Origin of the sequence: Gordonia sp. Swx-4 (assembly GCF_030316175.1) — a bacterium.
Lineage (GTDB): Bacteria > Actinomycetota > Actinomycetes > Mycobacteriales > Mycobacteriaceae > Gordonia > Gordonia alkanivorans.
In genome coordinates, this window is record NZ_CP128197.1 from 4,169,644 (window position 1) to 4,188,897 (window position 19,254).

Annotated in this window: 25 protein-coding genes; 3 read left to right on the forward strand and 22 right to left on the reverse strand. The window is 65.2% G+C overall.

All coding sequences use genetic code 11. The features are described 5' to 3' along the window. Positions 1–17: 17 nt before the first annotated feature. The 3 genes from PWF70_RS18870 to PWF70_RS18880 form a co-directional block, all read right to left on the reverse strand. Positions 18–776 carry an ABC transporter permease gene (locus PWF70_RS18870; protein WP_198136089.1) on the reverse strand — a complete coding sequence of 253 codons (759 nt, stop codon included), beginning with the start codon at positions 774–776 and terminating at the stop codon, positions 18–20. Positions 777–843: 67 nt separating this feature from the next. Continuing rightward, positions 844–2,328 carry an ATP-binding cassette domain-containing protein gene (locus tag PWF70_RS18875; RefSeq protein WP_006360240.1) on the reverse strand — a complete coding sequence of 495 codons (1,485 nt, stop codon included), beginning with the start codon at positions 2,326–2,328 and terminating at the stop codon, positions 844–846. Positions 2,329–2,739: 411 nt separating this feature from the next. After that, positions 2,740–3,585, reverse strand: a complete 846-nt coding sequence (locus tag PWF70_RS18880) for a glycosyltransferase family 2 protein (protein WP_232283188.1) — start codon at positions 3,583–3,585, stop codon at positions 2,740–2,742. Between the two features lie 453 nt (positions 3,586–4,038). On the opposite strand from PWF70_RS18880, the gene PWF70_RS18885 reads away from it, so the two are divergent. Beyond that, complete coding sequence (locus PWF70_RS18885) at positions 4,039–4,536, forward strand: phosphoribosyltransferase (protein WP_006360242.1); 498 nt, start codon at positions 4,039–4,041, stop codon at positions 4,534–4,536. Then, entirely contained in the window at positions 4,533–4,904 is a 372-nt protein-coding gene (locus tag PWF70_RS18890) for a GNAT family N-acetyltransferase (protein WP_006360243.1), read from the forward strand. Before PWF70_RS18885 ends, PWF70_RS18890 begins: the two co-directional genes overlap by 4 nt. Positions 4,905–4,928: 24 nt before the next feature. Here the strand turns inward: PWF70_RS18890 and PWF70_RS18895 are convergent, their stop codons facing one another. The 15 genes from PWF70_RS18895 to rpsJ all read right to left on the reverse strand — a co-directional run bounded on the left by PWF70_RS18895 (position 4,929) and on the right by rpsJ (position 15,055). After that, on the reverse strand, positions 4,929–6,029 hold the full coding sequence (locus tag PWF70_RS18895; RefSeq protein ID WP_157139170.1) for a DUF8320 family protein: 1,101 nt from the start codon (positions 6,027–6,029) through the stop codon (positions 4,929–4,931). Further along, positions 6,026–7,255: a sensor histidine kinase gene (locus PWF70_RS18900; RefSeq protein WP_006360245.1), complete on the reverse strand. Its 1,230-nt coding sequence runs from the start codon at positions 7,253–7,255 to the stop codon at positions 6,026–6,028. Before PWF70_RS18900 ends, PWF70_RS18895 begins: the two co-directional genes overlap by 4 nt. Continuing rightward, complete coding sequence (locus PWF70_RS18905) at positions 7,239–8,219, reverse strand: DUF8320 family protein (RefSeq protein WP_232283189.1); 981 nt, start codon at positions 8,217–8,219, stop codon at positions 7,239–7,241. The genes PWF70_RS18900 and PWF70_RS18905 overlap by 17 nt, the downstream gene beginning before the upstream one ends. 120 nt (positions 8,220–8,339) lie before the next feature. Then, positions 8,340–9,629, reverse strand: coding sequence for a sensor histidine kinase (locus tag PWF70_RS18910; protein ID WP_006360248.1), 1,290 nt, complete (start codon positions 9,627–9,629; stop codon positions 8,340–8,342). A 123-nt stretch (positions 9,630–9,752) separates the two neighbouring features. Continuing rightward, positions 9,753–10,043: a 30S ribosomal protein S17 gene (gene rpsQ, locus PWF70_RS18915; protein ID WP_286352731.1), complete on the reverse strand. Its 291-nt coding sequence runs from the start codon at positions 10,041–10,043 to the stop codon at positions 9,753–9,755. Continuing rightward, positions 10,040–10,273, reverse strand: a complete 234-nt coding sequence (gene rpmC / locus PWF70_RS18920; RefSeq protein WP_005194647.1) for a 50S ribosomal protein L29 — start codon at positions 10,271–10,273, stop codon at positions 10,040–10,042. The genes rpsQ and rpmC overlap by 4 nt, the downstream gene beginning before the upstream one ends. Next, entirely contained in the window at positions 10,273–10,689 is a 417-nt protein-coding gene (gene rplP / locus PWF70_RS18925; protein WP_004020548.1) for a 50S ribosomal protein L16, read from the reverse strand. Before rplP ends, rpmC begins: the two co-directional genes overlap by 1 nt. 3 nt (positions 10,690–10,692) lie before the next feature. Next, a complete protein-coding gene (rpsC, locus tag PWF70_RS18930) occupies positions 10,693–11,499 on the reverse strand; it encodes a 30S ribosomal protein S3 (RefSeq protein ID WP_004020549.1) in 807 nt (268 codons plus the stop codon). A gap of 2 nt (positions 11,500–11,501) precedes the next feature. After that, positions 11,502–11,912 carry a 50S ribosomal protein L22 gene (rplV, locus tag PWF70_RS18935; RefSeq protein ID WP_035753592.1) on the reverse strand — a complete coding sequence of 137 codons (411 nt, stop codon included), beginning with the start codon at positions 11,910–11,912 and terminating at the stop codon, positions 11,502–11,504. Continuing rightward, positions 11,912–12,193: a 30S ribosomal protein S19 gene (rpsS, locus tag PWF70_RS18940; RefSeq protein ID WP_004020551.1), complete on the reverse strand. Its 282-nt coding sequence runs from the start codon at positions 12,191–12,193 to the stop codon at positions 11,912–11,914. Before rpsS ends, rplV begins: the two co-directional genes overlap by 1 nt. A 17-nt stretch (positions 12,194–12,210) precedes the next feature. After that, positions 12,211–13,047: a 50S ribosomal protein L2 gene (gene rplB, locus PWF70_RS18945; RefSeq protein ID WP_035753589.1), complete on the reverse strand. Its 837-nt coding sequence runs from the start codon at positions 13,045–13,047 to the stop codon at positions 12,211–12,213. A 30-nt stretch (positions 13,048–13,077) separates the two neighbouring features. Further along, complete coding sequence (rplW, locus tag PWF70_RS18950; RefSeq protein WP_005194638.1) at positions 13,078–13,383, reverse strand: 50S ribosomal protein L23; 306 nt, start codon at positions 13,381–13,383, stop codon at positions 13,078–13,080. A gap of 1 nt (position 13,384) precedes the next feature. Beyond that, positions 13,385–14,074, reverse strand: a complete 690-nt coding sequence (rplD, locus tag PWF70_RS18955) for a 50S ribosomal protein L4 (protein ID WP_035753588.1) — start codon at positions 14,072–14,074, stop codon at positions 13,385–13,387. Next, entirely contained in the window at positions 14,074–14,730 is a 657-nt protein-coding gene (rplC, locus tag PWF70_RS18960) for a 50S ribosomal protein L3 (RefSeq protein WP_035753586.1), read from the reverse strand. The genes rplD and rplC overlap by 1 nt, the downstream gene beginning before the upstream one ends. A gap of 19 nt (positions 14,731–14,749) precedes the next feature. After that, positions 14,750–15,055, reverse strand: a complete 306-nt coding sequence (gene rpsJ / locus PWF70_RS18965; RefSeq protein ID WP_003938093.1) for a 30S ribosomal protein S10 — start codon at positions 15,053–15,055, stop codon at positions 14,750–14,752. Between the two features lie 405 nt (positions 15,056–15,460). On the opposite strand from rpsJ, the gene PWF70_RS18970 reads away from it, so the two are divergent. Next, a complete protein-coding gene (locus PWF70_RS18970; protein ID WP_035753584.1) occupies positions 15,461–15,937 on the forward strand; it encodes a hotdog fold domain-containing protein in 477 nt (158 codons plus the stop codon). Here the strand turns inward: PWF70_RS18970 and PWF70_RS18975 are convergent. From PWF70_RS18975 to PWF70_RS18990, 4 genes are all read right to left on the reverse strand, one after another. Then, the gene (locus PWF70_RS18975) at positions 15,930–16,208 is read right to left on the reverse strand and encodes a hypothetical protein (RefSeq protein WP_035753582.1); all 279 of its coding nucleotides are present in this window, start codon (positions 16,206–16,208) and stop codon (positions 15,930–15,932) included. The two genes, PWF70_RS18970 and PWF70_RS18975, sit on opposite strands and share 8 nt — an antisense overlap. Further along, positions 16,205–17,467 carry an Rv0964c family protein gene (locus PWF70_RS18980; protein ID WP_035753580.1) on the reverse strand — a complete coding sequence of 421 codons (1,263 nt, stop codon included), beginning with the start codon at positions 17,465–17,467 and terminating at the stop codon, positions 16,205–16,207. Before PWF70_RS18980 ends, PWF70_RS18975 begins: the two co-directional genes overlap by 4 nt. 3 nt (positions 17,468–17,470) lie before the next feature. Continuing rightward, a complete protein-coding gene (locus PWF70_RS18985; RefSeq protein WP_139319580.1) occupies positions 17,471–17,800 on the reverse strand; it encodes a hypothetical protein in 330 nt (109 codons plus the stop codon). Positions 17,801–17,912: 112 nt separating this feature from the next. After that, complete coding sequence (locus tag PWF70_RS18990) at positions 17,913–19,178, reverse strand: hypothetical protein (RefSeq protein WP_155829518.1); 1,266 nt, start codon at positions 19,176–19,178, stop codon at positions 17,913–17,915. Positions 19,179–19,254: the final 76 nt, after the last annotated feature.

The window sequence follows — 19,254 nt, forward strand, 5'->3', positions numbered from 1 at the left end:
CGTTTTGGGAACCACGCTCACTTCCGAGTCCTCCGAACATTGACTGCCAGAAGAAGAAGAGCCGTCGCCGCCAACCCTGCACACCACCACAGCGACGGCTGCAAGATTGACCACGTCGCAGCCCCGCTGTCCAACGCACGCATCGCGTCAGAGAACTGCGAAATCGGCTGGTTACGAACGAACGGCTGAATCCACTCGGGAAATTGCGAGAGAGGTACGAACCCCGTCGACATCATCCCAAGGATGAGGGTCGGTAGTGCCAACGCCTGGCTTGTCGCCTCGGGGCTGCCCGCAACGAGTCCTATTCCGTCGGCTACCCAAGAAAAAAGCGCACCGACCAAAGCTGCTAGCCCGAAAAGACCAATCGTACCGACGACTCCACCGCCTGGCCGCCAGTCGATGAGCAGGCACGCGACAGCCGCACAAGATAGCGAAACTGTGAGTAGCACCGCGTTCGTCGCGGTGCGCGCGAGCATAGGCACCAGTGGAGACATCGGCATCACTCGGAAGCGGGTGTTGATCCCCTGCACGCCGTCGAACGCCGCCCGCATCGCTGCTGACGACGCAGCGAAGTTGACCGACTGCAGCAAAATGATCGGCATCAGGAACTGTCCGTAATTCACGCCTGGCGCAACCTCGACGATGCTCCGCAGTGGGAGATAAAAGCAGATTGCCAACATCGCCGGTGAGATAAATGCGAAGATTGCCTCACCGCCACGAATTACCTGATTGATGCCTCTGCCAAACAGCGTCCACCATTGCTGCACGGGGCGCACTCGCGGTTCGATCACTACAGTGACAGGGCCCACCTTGGTCCTCCCGGTTGACTCGGGTTGCCGATACTCACTGCGAGTTACTCCGGTCCCGTCGTGGATCGGTCAGTGCCAGGAAGACTTCATCCAAGGTCGGGCGACGCATCGCTACATCGGAGAGCGCGATCCCAGCAGCAGACGTGCGGTGTATCACCTCGACGAGAGTCTCCGGCCCACCCGGCGCCGGAACCGCAACAAAGTGATCGGTCTCCTCTTGACTGTGATCACCGATCAGATCGGCGAGGATCGTACGCAACGTGACGAGATCGGCAGGATCGGTCGGCGTGATCTCGCAACACGCGGACCCCGTGGATGCCTTCAGTTCGTCGGAGGTCCCTTCGGCGATGACTCGGCCCTTGTCGATGACGACGATGTTGTCGGAAAGCACATCGGCCTCCTCCAAGTACTGAGTCGTCAGAAGAATTGTCACGCCTGAGTCTCGGAGTTTCTCCACCAGCGTCCATACTTCTTGTCTGCTGCGTGGGTCGAGACCGGTGGTTGGCTCGTCCAGAAAGACGACCTTCGGCGAAGTGACCAGACCGCACGCGATGTCGATGCGCCGGCGCATACCGCCCGAGTACTCTCGGACACGCTTGGTACGAACATCCGTCAACGCGAAGACGTCGAGAAGCTCGTCCGCCCTGGCACGTGCGGCAGGTTTGTCGAGACCGAGCAGCCGCCCGAACAGAATCAGATTTTCGCGTCCGGTCAACGACTCGTCGAGCGCAGCGAATTGACCAGTCAGCATGATTGACTTCCGGACTGCGGCCGCGTCGACCTCAACGTGGTATCCGTTCACTGTGGCGGTGCCACCGTCCGGTTTCAGCAGGGTGCAAAGCATGTTGACCGTTGTCGTCTTGCCCGCACCGTTCGGCCCTAGGAGCGCGACGATACTGCCCGATGGAACTGTGAAGCTGACATCCTCGACAGCAACCATGTCCTTGAAACGCTTATGGAGGTTCTTTGCCTCGATGGCCGGCGCAGGCAAGACGGCGGGTTCGGTCGGAGCCTGGAGTGTGCGGATCGATTTTGTGCTGGATTCGGGGCCGTCGGTCGACCGTGTCTGCCACGCGGGAACAGCACCGGACGCCACTTTGTCTGTCGTAGACGCAACTGTGTATCCATTCCGCCCCCGAGTCTTCGGTGACGGCAAACCGAAGCGCTCTGAGACGGATGCCGGAACGGGCGTCGGCGGAACATCCATCTTCGCGACACTGGGCGCCGCGTAATGAGACGACTCAGATTCGGTGTGACTTGAGTCCGCCTCGTAGACAGAAGGGTCCTGCGGGGTCCCGGCAGGTGCGCCACCGTTTTCGGAGGGGTCTCCGCGGTTAGCATCGTCGATGATGCGCAACGGACGGTAGGCACGCTCACTACGCCAGCGTCGAAGCTGCTCCTCGACGGGGTCCGGCATGACAAACGGATCCTCTGACAACGGCACCAGGGGCGGGTCCTGCCGCTCGTGCCGAGGCCCGTGGGAGGCGCCGTATGGTCGCTGACCACTAGCGTCGGACATGTCTTCCTCTACGCGTCGGGGACAGGAGTAGACGGACTTGAAGCCGGGACGACATCGTTCGGCCTTCACGACCCCAAGAGCAAGCGCAAGTCGCATCCACACCAACAAACTTACGCACGATTTGCGCGTGCGCACGAATCAGGCCCGGCCAGTCCTTATTGACTGTCGAGATCGCACCGTAGAGCGTTACCCTGGCGATACCCTGCATGGGCGTAGCCGTGTACCTCCCACCTCGAGATCGGTCAACCGAATGAACTCGGCCCCACCAGCTCGGGCGGTGTCGGTTCGTGGACTTCCGTCGGGGTTGGGTTCCGTGGTTCGTTGACCAGGTGTCCGGGTGTACGACGTCGGTGACGGAAGCCAGCTTCCGTGCTGTAAAACTTCCCATTTGCACAACTGACAGAGACCTACTCAGGACCTCGCCTCTGTGACGAGCGCACGCTCACGTGGCAGCCTCGTCAGCAGTCGGTGTGGCCGCCAGTTCCCTTTCTCGGGGTCCCAAGGTCGGAACATGAGCCACATGACGGTAAAAGAAGCGAAACGAAAGGGCCGCTCGATCTTCAGGGCCTTTACTGCACGTTTGTTCCCTCTACGTGCTGCAGTCCGTACACCACCGCTGATATAAAAGCGATTCTTCCACGGAGAGTGTCGCAGTTGCCGACACGATGTATCGACATGCACCCGTGGATCGAAGTACATTTTGAAATTTGATTCCGATAGCGCGAGGCCGAGATCTAAGTCCTCCCAGCTATCCGGATTGGTCTGCAGGGTGCCACGAACCTGAGTCCAAACCGTCCGCTTGATCACATAATTGATACCGTTCAAGCTGCCGATCTGACCGCCATCCTTCAAACGGCCGAGGTTCCATGTCAAAAGCTTGCGTTGAAATCCGGGCGCTGGGCCGTCCCAGCACAGCACCAATCCGGTGAGACCTGCATAGTCGCGCCCAAGGTCGGAGTCGAAAAACGAGACGATTCGCTCGGCCCAATCTTCTCTCACACGGGAGTCAGCGTCGGTCTTGGCAATGAGATCCGAGGTCGCCAAATCGAACCCGCGCCGTCTGGCGTGGATAACGCCGGGCTGTGATTCTACGACTCGGGTTACATTCTCATGAGCCGAGACAAACTCGTCGACTATTTCACCAGTTTCGTCCGTCGATGAATTATCCACGACGATAATCTGGTCGATTGTCCTAGTTTGGTTGACCAAATGCTCGAGGCATGCAGCGATTCGCTTGGCCTCATTGTATGCAGGCACTACAACAGTCAAGGTACTCAAATGAGCCTCCAGCCCCGGGGTGATGTAAGTAGACCAAATCGATATTCGGTCGACGAATCACGAGCCCCCAGTTATTTGCGCTTGACGAAAGAATCTCCATGATCTGCAAGCATGCGGATATGTGCTGGCGACGATACTCGGACACGACGAGGATCGATAATACGGTCACATACAGCCCCCGTCAAGACATTCCGCAGAGCGCAAGAGAAACGTGTACGCGGCAATACGTACAGACTTCTTTCTCAAGAGCTAACGATCTCGGCGCCTGATTGTCATCTTCTGGCCGCACGAACGTACAACGCGCAGGCGAGTGCCAAACTCCGCTTTCGCCGTCACGGGCGAACACCTGGCGGCGGCAAGGCAGGTGTGCGATGACTCCTGTTCAACGCCCCCCAGGTGGTGCACTTGGGCGCTGGTTGGAAGAGTGTCCCCATGACCACTCCATCTCCCGAGCGCGAGGTGCTCACCTGGGAGCTCAACGGCGTCGCCTGCCGTGAGCTCGCCGAGCAGGTGGCCGCCGACGCGTTCGTCCCGGACATCATCCTCGGCATCGCCCGCGGCGGCCTGATCCCGGCCGGCGCCCTCGCCTACGCCTTGGACTGCAAGCTGATGATCTCGTTGAACGTCGAGTTCTACACCGGCGTCGGCGAGACACTGTCCGAACCGGTGATGCTGCCCTCGCTCCTTGAGTCGAGCGGTCTGACCGACCAGCGGGTGCTCGTCGTCGACGACGTGGCCGACACCGGCAAGACCCTCAAACTGGTCAACGATTTCTGCCAGGAGCAGGGACGGGTCGCCGAGGTCCGCAACGCCGTGCTCTACAAGAAGCCGCACACCATCACGATCCCCGACTACAGCTGGCGGACGACCGACAAGTGGATCGACTTCCCCTCGTCCGTGCACGGCCCGATCGTGGCGGTGCAGCGATGACCGCGGACAAGACCGGCGCCGAGACCACGGTCCGCGACAACCCCGCCGCACGCCGCTACGACATCCACGTCGACGCGCCCGGTGGTGACGCACTGGCCGGCTTCGCCGAGTACCGCGACCGGGTCTCCGGGACCGACGACGCTCCGACGACCGAGCGGGTGTTCTTCCACACCGAGGTCGACCCGGCGTTCGGCGGACGCGGTCTCGCGACGATCCTGGTGTGCGAAGCCCTCGAAGACGCCCGCGCACGCAACCTCACGATCGTAGGCGTGTGCCCGCTGGTGGCTTCGTTCCTGAAGAAACACCCGGAATATGCCGACGCGACCGCTCCGGTGACGCCGGCCGTCCTCGAGTGGTTGCGCTCCTGATCCGGACTGGTCTGAATCTCGTCCTCACGTGCCCGAGACGCTCCGCACCACCTCGCCCTCTGCGGTCATCTCGATCCGACGCGTGCAGTCTCGCGACGAGACGACCACGGACGCCGCCACCGGTCGGCCCGGCGGCATGATCCGGGCTGTCACCCGCTCGTTGTCGGCAGCCAACTCATCGAGCAACAGGCGCGCCATCCGATCGCGTGACGAAGCGCGGTCTTCTTCATCGAGCGATTGCAGCGCCCCGTCGTCGAGCAGGATCACCACCGCCCCGCGGGCTCGCGCCGCCCACACCGCATCCCGGATCGCGGGCGTGTCCCAGTCGGGTGCCCGGATGCCGTCGCGGAGCTGGGCCTCGAGCAGATGCATCTCGGCGATCTCCGACGACGAGAACTCGTCGTCCGCGGCGATGCGCTCCAGGACCGGGCGCGCACGCTGCTCGAAGTCCTCGAAATTGCGCCGGCGCTCGTCGGCGGCCGCCTCCGTCGATGCTGCGTCGAACGCCTCCCGGAGGGACCGGGCCCGCAGTTCGGCATTCTGATCGGCCATCGGCCGGAGGATGAGCAGGAACAGCGCCGACAGGACGAGAACCGGGTATGCCCACACGGTGATCGTCACGCCGGGAACGAAGCCGATGCCCCGGTCGAGACCCCACAGCCCGCACAGCACGCTCATCGCCACTGCGCCGGCCCACGCGATTCCCGGCTGCCCACGCACCGCGACGAGCGTCAGCACCACGATTCCTCCTGCGGTCGCCGGGCCGTTCTGCAGCGTCATGTACTGCTCGGCGGGCAGCGACCACCACGAAATCCCGGTCGCGGCGAGCACCGCGACGGCGGCCGCAACGGCCGACCGTCGATCACATCGGCCGTCCGGGAGTCGCACCACCCGTCGTGCCGTGACCACCAGCAGCCCGAATGCCACGATCAAGCCTGCCCATCGACGGGGTGAGGTGATGTGCAGGCCGGTTCCGACGGTCACTGTCACGTACGCGACCGCGAATCCGACGAGCGCGACAAGCACTGCGCGGGATCGAAACCCGAAGAGGTCGTCGTCCTGACCGCCGGTCCCGGCGGCCGCGCAAGCAGTTGCGGCGGACGCCTGGATGCCTGCGCCGCTCATCTCGGCGACCATGAGAGCCTCACCACCGTCCCGCGGCCGGGAGCGCTGCGCACCTCCGCGTCGCCGCCGATCGCGCGCATTCGACCGATGAGTCCGGCGTCGACGCCGAAGCGCGACGAGTCGAGATGTCCGGGGTCGAACCCCACTCCGTCGTCGGCGACGCCCACCCAGAGCGCGTCGGCCGCGAGTTCACCACCGACGACCCGCTCCGCGTGGTCCCCGGCATGGCGCACGCTGTTGCGCATCGCCTCCGACAGAGCGGCGAGCACGGCCTCGACGACCTCCGCTGGATAGGTCTGGCCGTTGTCGACGACGTGGACGGTGAATTCCACGTCGTCGTCGATCTGTGCGGTCGTCAGCCGGACTTTCCGGAGCAACTCTGTCGGGACGACGTCACCGCCCACATCGCGGTCGCCGCGACGCCAGGCGTCGATCTCGCCGAGAGCCTGTCGGGCCTGCTCGGCCACCCGCTGGTCCTGGGTCGACGGCCGCAGCGCGAGGAGGCAGGCGATCACATGATCGTGTATCAACGCGTCATAGCGGGAGCGTTCGGCTTCCCGTGCGACCGCCGACGCGGTCACCTCCGCCGCCCGCACCGCGGTGGAGCGCGTCTCCCCCAGCTTCTGAGCGGTTCGCATCGTCACAATCCCCACCGCCATGAACACCCCCGTCAGCCCGATGGTCAGGGCGGTACTCGTGTACATCGTCGCCCGGACACCACCGAACACGGCCAGCTGATTGGCGGTGTGCACCATCGCCGTCGCCACCACGAGATAGCCGATCGCCGAGCCGAACCGGAGCGCGATCACCAACGCGAGCCCGGGGACGCCGGGAAACTGCACCAGCCACACCGGCCACCGTCCGTACCCGCCCGCGGTGTCGGGGTTCCATGCGACGAACCACAATGCCGTCGCCAGGAGGTAACCGGCGGCGCTGCAGATGCCCGCCGACAGTATCCATCCCGTCGTCGGACGGAAACTACCGACGAGCAGTGCGATCGCGGGTCCGACGATGAGTGCTGCGCTGAGCGGCGGCCACCACGAAGCCGTCAGCGAGGCCGAACCGATCAGAACCGGCAGCATCGCCGCGGAGTAGGCGATCACGCCCGCTCCGACGAAGCGAGCCGCATACTGTTGTGCGCGTACCAGATCGGCGTTGGTCGCGATGGGTTCCGCGTCGGTGGCAGCGCCGTCGTCGACCGTCCGAGCGCTAGACGTTCTCAGCACGTGCCTCGCGCCCGATTTCGGTGCGGACCAGCACACGGGGGTGGAACTCGACCCGGTGAGAGACGTGGCTCGCGTCCACTCCGACCGACGCGAGCGCGTCGCGACCCGGTGGTTGGATGCGTACCGTCACGCGGCCGTCCTCGACCTCGTCCAGCAGCTCGGCGACCGCGTTCGCCAGCCGTTCGCGCGCCACGGCCGCGTGCGCGTCGTCGAGCGCGGCCAGCCCGCCGTCGTCGAGCAGAACGACGCGCACACCCCGCTGACGCGCCCGCCACGCCGCGTCCCGGACCATCGGGAGGTCGAGCCCGGAGGCACGGATGCCGTCGCGTAATTGCGCCTCGAGCAGCCGGGCCGTGGCCACCTCGTCGGCGGTGAAGGTCTCGCGGCGCGCCATGCGTGTGAGGACGGGGCGTGCGCGTTCGTCGAGAGCGGCGAGACGTCGGTCCCGCACCTCGGTGGCCGCAGCGGCGGCGGCGTCGAGCGCCGCCTGGCGTTCGCTGGCCTCGCGTAGTTCGTAGATGTTGCGGGCCATCGGGCGCAGCATGACGGAGAACAGCGACCCCATGATCATGATCGCGTATCCCGGCAGGGTGATCGACAGTCCCCAGACCGCTCCCGCGGTCGAGACGGCGCCCCACACGCCCGCGATGACGCTGATGCAACCGCTCGCGAGCCACGCCGCCAGGGGACGACCGCGCACCGCGACGAAGGCCAGGATGATCACCGATGCCCCCATCGGCGGCCCAGTCTGCATCACATGCGACGGCGGCGACGGCAACGAGAACAGCGTCACGGCCACCGCCGAGACGGTCATCGCGGCGATGACGGAGGTCGTCGACCCGGGCAGCGGATCCCCGGGCGAATCGAGGATCGTCATCCCGGCCACGACGAACAACACGAACCCGACGAACACCCCGGTCCACTGCCACCACCCGGTGATGGACGAGTCGGCATAGAGCGTCACGGCGAAGTAGCCGCATGCGAACGCGCCCCATCATCAGCCAGAGGGGCCGCGACCCGATGCCGAACGCATTGACGACCTCGCCGCGTTCGGCGTCGTCGACGCCGCGAGAACACTCTCGTCTCACGGCCGCTCCCATCGGATCTGAACCGTGGTCCCCCGCCCGGCGCGACTGTGCACCCGCGCGTGGCCACCGGGCAGCCTCGCGAGACGACCGCGGATGCTCACCGCGATTCCCAGCCGGCCGACCGCCACCGACTCCGGATCGAACCCGACGCCGTCGTCGACGACCGCCATGCTCAGGGCGTCGGATGCCAACTGCACGATGACGGCGCATTCGGCATCGTCCCCGGCGTGGCGCAGCACGTTCCGCAACGACTCCAACATCGCCTCGACGACCGCATCGAGGACCTCGACGGGATACGAGGCCGGCTCGGCACGCCGAACCTCCACGCCGTCCTGGTCACCGGGGTCCTGGTCATCGGCGTTCCGGCCACCCACGACCTCCACGTCGAATCGTTCGGAGATGTCGGCGGCGGCCAGCCTGATGCGCCGGACCACCTCGACATCCGTCACGGTGTCCGCATCCCCGGGTCCCGGCACCCGGGCGAGTTCGTCGAGGGCCGACGCGGCCTGGGCGGCGAGCCGCTCGTCGGGACGCCCCGGCCGGACGGCCAGGAGTGAGGCGATGACCCGGTCGTGCACGATGGCGTCGAACCGCTCTTTCTCCACCTCGCGGGCCGACGCCGCGGCCACGTTGGCCGCGGTGCGGTAGGTCTCCTCACGCGTCTCGTCGAGCTCTCGGCCGGTGCGGGTCGCGACCAGCACGACCGCGAGGAAGACACCGGTGAACACCAGCGACCACAGGATCTCCACGGGCGCATCGGAAGTCACCTCACTGAATCGGCCGAGCTGCTGGGAGATGTGCGCGAGGGTCGACGACACGAGCAGACCCGCCACTGCGAGACTAGGCCGCACGAGCATCAGCACCATGCTCGGCATACCGCAGAAGGCGACCATCCACTGCGCCGAGTCGTCGGGATTCGTCAGGGTCGTCCCGTTCCAGGCCACGAACCACAGACCCAGGCCGAGGATGTACCCGGCCCAGGTCGTCAGGGCGAGCGGGGTGAGCCACGCCGTGCCCGGTCGAAAGGTCGCCGCGATCACCAGGATTCCTGGTCCGACCGACAGCAGGATGCTCAGCGGTGGCCACCAGGCGTCGGTCAGCGGCGCCGAGGCGAGGATCGACGCCGCGGAGACCACGGGGTAACCGATGAAACCCAGGCCCAGGAAGCGGGCGCCCACCCGGCGGACGCGGTCCAGATCCGGCTCCGCCGAATCCGATTCGAATGCGCGCCGCACCCACGCGGGTCGTGCGGGGGTGTCGCCGCTCGCGAGATCGGTGGTGGGCATCGCGTCTCAGCCTCACACCGTCCGGCTCGACCGGTCAATCCCCTGTTGAGACCAAATACGACGAAACCGGCCCGCCCCCTGTGGGGAACGGGCCGGTGACGGTAGAACTCGTTGGGAGAGGGCTTACTTGGCCTTCTCCAGCACCTCGACCAGACGCCAGTGCTTGGTCGCCGACAGCGGGCGGGTCTCCATGATCCGCACGCGGTCACCGACGCCGGCATCGCCGTTCTCGTCGTGTGCCTTGACCTTGCTCGTGGTCCGGATGATCTTCTTGTAGAGCGGGTGGCTCTTACGATCTTCCAGCTCGACCACGATGGTCTTCTGCATCTTGTCGCTGACCACGTAGCCGATCCGCTCCTTGCGGCGGTTACGCTCGGCAGCCTGGTATTCGGTCACTTTCTGGTCCTCACTCATGCGTCTTCACCTTCCGGTCCCGACGCCAGGCCCAGCTCACGCTCACGCATGACGGTGTAGATACGTGCGATCTCGCGACGCACGGTGCGCAGACGGCGGTTGTTGTCGAGCTGGCCGGTGGCCATCTGGAAGCGAAGGTTGAAGAGCTCTTCCTTCGACTCCTTCAGGCGGTCGACCAGATCGGCGTCGTTGAGCTCGCGCAGCTCGTTCGCAGCAACTCCGAGAGACATCAGAACTGCTCCTCTCGTGTCACGATCCGGGTCTTGATGGGGAGCTTGTGCTGTGCGCGGCGCAGGGCCTCGCGAGCGATCTCCTCATTCGGGTAGGTCATCTCGAACAGCACGCGACCCGGCTTGACCGGGGCGACCCACCACTCGGGCGAACCCTTACCCGAACCCATGCGGGTTTCGGCCGGCTTCTTGGTGAGCGGGCGGTCCGGGAAGATGTTGATCCAGACCTTGCCGCCACGCTTGATGTGCCGGTTGATCGCGATACGAGCGGACTCGATCTGACGGTTGGTGATGTACGCGCCTTCCAGAGCCTGGATGCCGTAATCGCCGAACGTCACCTTGGTGCCGCCCTTGGCCTGCCCCTTCAGGCTGGGGTGATGCTGCTTGCGGTGCTTGACCCGACGTGGGATCAACATGGCCTAGCCCTCCTGCTTCTCAGCCGCACCAGCAGTGGCCTCGGCAGGAGCGGCCTCGGCCGCGCGAGCGGCGTCGGTGCTCGTCGCAGTGGTGCCCGAGGCACCGCTACGCCGGGGCCGGCTGGGCCGGCGCGGACGGCGATCCTCGGCTGCCGGAGCGGCCGCAGCCAGCTCGCGACGTCCACCGACGATGTCGCCCTTGTAGATCCACACCTTCACGCCGATACGGCCGAAGGTGGTCTTGGCTTCGTAGAGTCCGTAGTCGATGTCGGCGCGCAGCGTGTGCAGCGGCACGCGTCCCTCGCGGTAGAACTCACTGCGGCTCATCTCAGCGCCGCCCAGACGACCCGAGCACTGGACCCGGATGCCCTTCACGTTCGGCTGACGCATCGCCGACTGGATCGCCTTGCGCATCGCGCGGCGGAACGCCACACGGTTGCTCAGCTGCTCGGCGACGCCCTGGGCCACCAGCTGGGCCTCGGACTCTGCGTTCTTGACCTCGAGGATGTTCAGCTGGACCTGCTTACCGGTCAGCTTCTCCAGGTCGCCGCGGATGCGATCGGCCTCGGCGCCACGGCGGCCGATGACGATGCCCGGCCGCGCGGTGTGGATGTCGACGCGAACCCGGTCACGGGTGCGCTCGATCTCCACCTTCGCGATGCCGGCGCGCTCGAGCCCCGTCGAGAGGAGCTTGCGGATCGCGACATCTTCCTTGACGTAGTCCGCGTACTGCTTGTCGGCGTACCACCGCGACTTCCAGTCGGTGGTGATGCCCAGACGGAAGCCGTGCGGGTTGATTTTCTGGCCCACTACTAGGCTCCCTTCTTCTTCGGCTGACGCGAACGGCCACGGCCGCCGGCTGCCTTCTCCGGCAGGCTCTCCACGACCACGGTGATGTGGCTGGTGCGCTTGCGGATACGGAATGCGCGGCCCTGGGCACGCGGCTGGAAGCGCCTGAGGGTCGGGCCCTCGTCGGCGAACGCGGTGGCGACGACCAGGGTCCGGCGATCCAGATCCAGGTTGTTCTCTGCGTTGGCGACAGCGCTGGCCAGCACCTTGTACACGGGCTCGGACGCCGACTGCGGGGCGAACCGCAGGATGTCCAGGGCCTCGTCCACGTTCTTCCCGCGGATGAGGTCCAGCACGCGGCGGGCCTTCATCGGCGTGACGCGAACGAACTTCGCGGTGGCCTTGGCGGTCGGATTATCGGTCTGCGTAGTCATCAGCGGCGCTTCGCTTTCCGGTCATCCTTGATGTGACCCTTGAAGGTGCGGGTGGGGGCGAACTCGCCCAGCTTGTGACCGACCATCGAGTCCGAGATGAACACCGGCACATGCTTGCGTCCGTCGTGGACGGCAAAGGTGTGACCGATGAAGTCGGGAATGATGGTCGAACGGCGGGACCAGGTCTTGATGACCTGCTTGGTTCCCTTTTCGTTCTGAACGTCCACCTTCTTCAGGAGGTGGTCGTCGACGAACGGGCCCTTCTTGAGGCTGCGTGGCATTCTCTTACCTCCTCCTGTTATCGCTTGTTCTTGCCGGTGCGACGGCGACGGACGATCAGCTTGTCGCTGGCCTTGTTCTTGCGGGTACGGCCCTCGGGCTTACCCCACGGCGAGACCGGGTGGCGACCACCGGAGGTCTTGCCCTCACCACCACCATGCGGGTGGTCAACCGGGTTCATGACGACACCGCGGACGGTCGGGCGCTTGCCCTTCCAGCGCATACGGCCGGCCTTGCCCCAGTTGATGTTGCTCTGCTCGGCGTTGCCCACCTCGCCGACGGTTGCGCGGCAGCGCACGTCGACACGACGGATCTCGCCGGAAGGCATACGCAGCGTGGCGTAGGTGCCTTCCTTGCCGAGCAGCTGGATCGACGCGCCGGCGCTACGTGCCATCTTGGCGCCACCGCCCGGGCGCAGCTCCACGGCGTGGACCTGGGTACCGGTCGGGATGTTGCGCAGCGGCAGGTTGTTGCCGGGCTTGATGTCGGCGGCCGGACCGCTCTCGACGATGTCGCCCTGCTTCAGGTTCTTCGGCGCGATGATGTAGCGCTTCTCGCCGTCGACGTAGTGCAGCAGCGCGATGCGCGCGGTGCGGTTGGGGTCGTACTCGATGTGAGCGACCTTGGCGTTGATGCCGTCCTTGTCGTTACGACGGAAGTCGATCAGACGGTAGGCACGCTTGTGGCCGCCACCCTTGTGACGAGTGGTGATGCGGCCGTGAGCGTTACGGCCACCGCGCCCGTGCAGCGGACGCACCAGCGACTTCTCCGGATGGTCACGGGTGACCTCGGCGAAGTCGGAGCCGCTGGCCCCACGACGACCCGGGGTCGTCGGCTTGTACTTACGAATAGCCATGAGTATCTAGTCCTTCTCTGGGAGCCCCGGTCAGCTGACCGAGCCTCCGAAGATCTCGATGGGCTTGCTGTCTGCGGTCAGCGACACGATGGCGCGCTTGGTCGACTTGCGCTGGCCGTAGCCGGAGCGGGTCCGCTTGCGCTTGCCCTGTCGGTTCGCCGTGTTGACGCTGGCAACCTTCACACCGAAGATCTTCTCGATCGCGATCTTGATCTCGGTCTTGTTGGACTCCGGGTGCACCAGGAAGGTGTACACGTTGTCCTCCATGAGTCCGTAGGACTTCTCGGAGATCACGGGCGCCAGGATGATGTCGCGCGGATCGGCAACGGTCGTCATGTCAGGCCTCCTCTGCTGTCTTCTCGACGGCAGCCTTGGCATCCGCCGTGTTCTGCTCGATGAAGGCATTGAGCGTCTCGACGCTGAACACCACCTCGTCCGAATCCAGGACGTCGTAGGTGTTGAGCTGATCGGGCGCGATCGGGAGCACGTTCTCCAGGTTCGCCACGCTCTTCCACGCCGTCAGGTCCTCACGGCCGAGAACGACCAGGAACTTGCGACGATCGGAGAGGCTCTCCAGGAAATCGCGAGCCGACTTGGTCGAGGGGGCCTGCCCCGCAACCAGTTCGGTGATCACGTGGATGCGCTCGTTGCGAGCGCGATCGCTCAGGGCACCGCGCAGGGCGGCGGCCTTCATCTTCTTGGGGGTGCGCTGGCTGTAGTCACGCGGCTGCGGGCCGTGGACGGTGCCACCACCGGTGAACTGCGGTGCACGGGTCGAACCCTGACGCGCACGGCCGGTGCCCTTCTGGCGGTACGGCTTGGCGCCACCACCGCGGACTTCGCCGCGGGTCTTGGTGGAGTGCGTGCCCTGGCGAGCCGCGGCCTGCTGGGCCACGACGACCTGGTGCATCAGCGCGATGTTTGCGGGAGCGTCGAACAGCGCGGCCGGCAGGTCAACGGTTCCGTTGGTCTTGCCGTCGGCGGTCTTGACGTCCAGCGTCAACTTGGTCGTGGTCTCGGTGCTCACTACTTCGCACCACCCTTCACTGCGTCGCGGACCACCACGATGCCGCCCTTGCGACCCGGGATCGCTCCCTTGATCAGCAGCAGGCCGGCCTCGGCGTCCACCTTGTGGACGGTGAGGTTCTGCGTGGTCACCTTGTCGTTACCCATACGACCGGCCATCCGCATGCCCTTGAACACGCGACCCGGGGTGGCGCAGCCACCGATCGAGCCCGGTGCGCGGTGCACGCGGTGAGCGCCGTGGCTGGCGCCCAGACCGGCGAAGCCGTGGCGCTTCATGACGCCGGCGAAACCCTTGCCCTTCGAGGTGCCGGTGACGTCGACCAGCGCGCCGTCGGCGAAGATCTCGGCGGTCAGTTCCTGACCGATCTCGAACTCGCTGACGTCGTTGACGCGGATCTCGGCCAGGTGGCGGCGCGGGGTGACCCCGGCCTTCTCGTACTGGCCGGCGACCGGCTTGGTCACCTTGCGGGGATCGATGGCGCCGTAGGCGATCTGGACGGCGGTGTAGCCGTCACGATCCTGCGTACGGAGCTGGGTGATCACGTTCGGGCCGGCCTGGATGACCGTGACCGGAACGACGCGGTTGTTCTCGTCGAAAACCTGGGTCATGCCGAGCTTGGTGCCCAGGATGCCCTTGGATGAACTCTGGTTACTCATGATTTATCTCGCCCCCGTCCTACTGGATGTTGACGTCGACACTGGCCGGCAGGTCGATGCGCATGAGCGCGTCGACCGTCTTCGGGGTCGGGTCGAGGATGTCGATGAGTCGCTTGTGGGTACGCATCTCGAAATGTTCGCGGCTGTCCTTGTACTTATGCGGCGAACGGATGACGCAGTACACGTTCTTCTCGGTGGGCAACGGCACCGGGCCAACGACACGTGCACCCGTACGGGTCACGGTCTCCACGATCTTGCGCGCCGAAGCGTCGATCGCCTCGTGGTCGTAGGCCTTGAGCCTGATGCGGATCTTCTGTCCCGCCACGCTGTGTCCTCTTCCGTCAGTTGTTCTCGACAGACAAACACCGCGTGACCAGGGGCAGGCTCTCGCCGGCTGAGCACATGACCGCCGTGTGAGATTCGGCAATCGACGCTGTTCATCTGTCGTTGTACGTTGGCTCGTCTCTGGAACGAACCGGTTTGCTCCGGCACCCGCGGTCGGGCGTGTCGAGTCCGTGAACCTGATTCGGAGCACGCGTTACACGCCAGTCCCCGTAAACCGGGCCTGGGAGTCATTCACCTGACCACATCGGCGGTGTCGGCACAGAGTGCGACGTGCGTCTGCCGGTCAAGGCAACCCGACAAGTATGCAACAGAGACGGGTGCCGATTCAAATCCGACCTCGTCACACCCCCGGACCGCTCAACTGACTCGTGAGTAAGATACGCGCATGGCTGCTATCGGTTCCACCTACGCCCTGCGCAAGAAGCTTCCCGACAACACTCTCGGAAACGTCCTGTTCTCGGTCGGCCTGGTCGCCAAGGCCCCTTACTTCGGGACCGTCTTCCCTCTGGTCCAGGAGATGGAGCCCGGTTTCGCCAAGGTCACCGCCCCCAACTGGTTCGGGGTCCACAACCACATCGGCACCTTCCACGCGATTGCCGCGTGCAACCTGGCCGAGGCCGCGATGGGCGTGCTGATGGAGGCGACGACCCCGACGTCGCACCGCTGGATCCCGAAGGCGATGGAGACTCAGTACCTGGCTAAGGCCACCACTCGACTCATCGCCGAGGCCCGCCTGGCCGAGCCGATCGACTTCGCCACCCTCACCGAGGGCACGGACGTCACGGTGTCGGTCAGCATCACCGACACCAAGGGCGTCGAGGTGGTCCACTGCGACATCACCACCTGGGTGACGCCTAGGTAACGGCTTCCGCTCGACGTCTCCGCGCTCGCAACTGCCCGATCAGGACCCCCACCAACGAGACGAGGAACCACAGCAGCGGCGCCCAGACGTAGAAGGACATGCCGTACCAGGCAGAGACAACAACCAGCCCATCGGCGGCGCTCGTCGTGGCGGTCTCGGCGGCGGCACAGTAGGTCCATCCCCAGAAGGCCGCAACGAAGACCAAGTAACTCAGCGGCAGGCAGATGACCGCGAGCCTGAGCGAGTACGGGCGGAACCATCGTCCGATCAATTGCCGCCTACCTTCACGTCGTGGTGCCCCGGCAGGTGCCTCAGGGGTCCCCACGGGTCGGTCGGGTCCGGCATGTGTCCGTAGACCTGCGTCGGAACTCCGGAGTCGGAGTCGGCGTAGACCTCCCAGGCTGGGTAGTTGGTGAGCTGGCCTTCCAATCTTGGCTCCATACCGTCGTATGGCTCTGCGACCAAGGTTCCTCGCACGCTGGCCCCGACCGTGCTCGAAGCCCACTTTCCTACTTCCTGGTCGTAGAAGGGCATGAACGGATCCTTCGCTTCGAAGGTCACCTGCACGCGCTCTCCATCCTGCGCCACACCGAGGGTGGGGCTACCGACCTTCACAGCCCCAGACGGTATTTCGACCGACGGGTTCTGACGCATCACGACAACGCCATTGTCGTAGTCGATGTAGATGGATACCCTGCAGTCCTCAGCGCCCGCGCTCCCATCGAATCCCCTGCTGTCGCCGGCGTTGTCGTGCGGGATGTTGTGGACGTTGTCACGTGGGATGAATGCGTTCACACGCACGAGACCTCCGCCCGGAACCTTGTCTATCGACTTCACGACGACGGCAGAGTCCGTTCCCTTGTACCGAGGATCGTAGGTGTTCGGGTCCATGGCTTCCGCAAGCTTCCACTCGCTCGGCGTCGATGGAGGCCGATCGAACCGGTCTTCGAACACCTTTGTCTGATTGGCTCGCCTCGAGATACTGCTGGTTCCCGTGATCGGATCGACGTCGGTGACGGGCAAGTCGCCATCTGCTGCCTCGATGACGGCTGCCAGGTCCTGATCGACTTGAGCGGCGTCGGCGAGTAGCTGAGAGAGCTGCTCCTGCAGATCTTCCTTCATCGAGAGGAACGCCAGCACTTCGAAGAGCGGAAAAGTGGTGTCCGAAGGCGACGGGGTGGGTCCGTCGATCGTCCCCGCCTCGGTGACGGTCAGTCCCAGTTGCCGCGCTCCTTCGCGAACTGCTTCCAATCGTCGCTTGACTTCATCGATGGACTCCGCAGCCTCAGCCTGACGAGCGGCCATACCTATAAGAGCGGATTCGTTGCGGAAGTTCGTGAAGTCATTCACCGCCGTCGCCACACGGGAACCCGCGGCGTCCGCGGAATCCCCGGACCAGGTTTCGAAGACCGCCAGATTCGCGAACCGTGTGACCATTGTGTCGCAGTTCTGGATGTTCGCTTCCGTCTGACGGAACACCTCGCGAACCTGCTCTGCATCCCACCTGTCGATGTCTGGAACAGTGACCACGTGTCAGTTCAGGTTCAGCAGTTTGGGGCGCTCGATCCGGTCGGCACTTTCGCGATCAGCGGACGACAGTTCGTAGTGCGCGAGTTGCAGTCCGCCTGAGAGGGTTCCCACGTGCTCGACGAGCCGGCGATTGGCTTCAACCCAGCGGGTCGTGATCTTTTCCATCGCTGCACCTGAAGTACCGGCCCAGCCGCTGAGACTGTCGTTCATCCGTCTGCCGGCGGTACTGAACCGGTCAGCGCAGTCTTCGGTCCAGACCCCGGTCAACTGTGCCGCCGCTGCGAGCTCCCCGAGATCGACCGCAACATTCTTTGCTCTGTCCCCCTGTGTCACGAGTGGGAAGCATATCCGCCCCCTGAGCCACGTCGACGTGGCCATCCACAACCCGGTCGGGTCCAACGTGCGAGCGGCGCAGGGTTCATTGCCAGGGTCGCCCCCCAAGTAGTCAGCGGTAGCAGGCCTGCCATCCGGCGGTGCGCACCGTCTCCGCCGCGCAGTAGGTCGCGCGCGGATAGTAAGGACCCATCGTCGACGCCGGGTCGGACTTGGTCGCCTGCGACGCCTGCACGCTGTTCGGATAGAAGCCCGCCGACGGCAGCATGTTGCGGAGGAACACCACCTTCGACACCGACGTGCTGCCCCACGGGATGACGGTGAGGTCGGAGCCGGCCACCTGTGCGGTCAGGTCCGACGGCGCCGCGACCACATAGGTGTAATAGCCGTCGGCGTCGATCCGGGTCGCGTAGTCGGCCGCGCAGGCGACGACCGGGTAGGGCGTCACCTTGTCGTTCTGGCACATCGACCAGTATCGGAGCTGTTCGCCCGGGGTGGCCGGCGACTGCCCCGCACGGCTGTTCGGGAAGCTCGGCGCCTTGCCGCGGATCACCGCGACGCGGCCGGGTCGGTAGGTGAGCAGCGAGCCGATGTACTTGTTGTCACCGTTGGGGAACAGACCCGAGGTGCTCGCTGGATTGACGAAGGTGGCCTCGGCGGCGTCGCCGGGGAACGACCCCGATGCGGCGTTGCCGATCGCATCGTCGAACACCCTGGTGAGCGCCTGCGCGATCGGTCCGTTGTAGTTCCGCGGGTTGAACGGCTGCGCGCACGGCGCGACAGGGACGGACTGCCCGGCGATCGAGAAGGTCACGTTCGGCAGGGTGACGCCGCCATTCGGGGATTTCGGATCGTCGGGGACGTAGATCCGGACGATGAGGAAGCCGACCGGCACGTTCTGCCCACCGGCGGGGAGCCCGCGAATCTCGTTGCGCGAGTGGTCGGCGGCGCCGGGCACGACAGTCGCGCGCCATGTGCGCTTGGACGGCGGCGGCATGCGGACCGGCGCAGCGAAGGGGTTGATGCTGCCCGCATCAGGCCGGATCTGGTTGTCACGCAGCGTGTCGACCGTGTCGAGATCGGTGCCGTAGGTGTTGAGCGAGAAGTACCGGGCAGCCGGGAAGGTCCCCGACAGGCGGATCGAATCCCCCGGGCCGAGCGCATACGGCAGTATCCAGTAGGTCGCGTTGGCGTCGGGGAAGGCGACATTGAGGTCAGTGCTGTTCGACATCAACTGCCACGCGCATCCCGGACCCGGCGCATACCCCTGCGGGGCCGCCGATGCCGGGGCAGGCACCACGCCGGCCACCGCCGCGAGCACCGCACCGACGATGAAGCCGACGATGGCTCCGACACGATGCTTGACCTGTGTGAACATGTTTTCTCCCTCCGCCTCGCGGCGATCGTAGCCACAGCTCACCTGCGTGCCGGGCTGATCCCGCGATATCGTCTCG

Bases quoted from the DNA above. Each gene is read 5' to 3' on its own strand.
- PWF70_RS18875 (WP_006360240.1), bottom strand. From the start codon at position 2,328: ATGTCCGACGCTAGTGGTCAGCGACCATACGGCGCCTCCCACGGGCCT.
- PWF70_RS18885 (WP_006360242.1), top strand. From the start codon at position 4,039: ATGACCACTCCATCTCCCGAGCGCGAGGTGCTCACCTGGGAGCTCAAC.
- PWF70_RS18890 (WP_006360243.1), top strand. From the start codon at position 4,533: ATGACCGCGGACAAGACCGGCGCCGAGACCACGGTCCGCGACAACCCC.
- PWF70_RS18895 (WP_157139170.1), bottom strand. From the start codon at position 6,029: ATGAGCGGCGCAGGCATCCAGGCGTCCGCCGCAACTGCTTGCGCGGCC.
- PWF70_RS18910 (WP_006360248.1), bottom strand. From the start codon at position 9,629: ATGCCCACCACCGATCTCGCGAGCGGCGACACCCCCGCACGACCCGCG.
- rpsQ (WP_286352731.1), bottom strand. From the start codon at position 10,043: ATGAGTGAGGACCAGAAAGTGACCGAATACCAGGCTGCCGAGCGTAAC.
- rpmC (WP_005194647.1), bottom strand. From the start codon at position 10,273: ATGTCTCTCGGAGTTGCTGCGAACGAGCTGCGCGAGCTCAACGACGCC.
- rplP (WP_004020548.1), bottom strand. From the start codon at position 10,689: ATGTTGATCCCACGTCGGGTCAAGCACCGCAAGCAGCATCACCCCAGC.
- rplV (WP_035753592.1), bottom strand. From the start codon at position 11,912: ATGACTACGCAGACCGATAATCCGACCGCCAAGGCCACCGCGAAGTTC.
- rpsS (WP_004020551.1), bottom strand. From the start codon at position 12,193: ATGCCACGCAGCCTCAAGAAGGGCCCGTTCGTCGACGACCACCTCCTG.
- rplB (WP_035753589.1), bottom strand. From the start codon at position 13,047: ATGGCTATTCGTAAGTACAAGCCGACGACCCCGGGTCGTCGTGGGGCC.
- rplW (WP_005194638.1), bottom strand. From the start codon at position 13,383: ATGACGACCGTTGCCGATCCGCGCGACATCATCCTGGCGCCCGTGATC.
- rplC (WP_035753586.1), bottom strand. From the start codon at position 14,730: ATGAGTAACCAGAGTTCATCCAAGGGCATCCTGGGCACCAAGCTCGGC.
- PWF70_RS18970 (WP_035753584.1), top strand. From the start codon at position 15,461: ATGGCTGCTATCGGTTCCACCTACGCCCTGCGCAAGAAGCTTCCCGAC.
- PWF70_RS18990 (WP_155829518.1), bottom strand. From the start codon at position 19,178: ATGTTCACACAGGTCAAGCATCGTGTCGGAGCCATCGTCGGCTTCATC.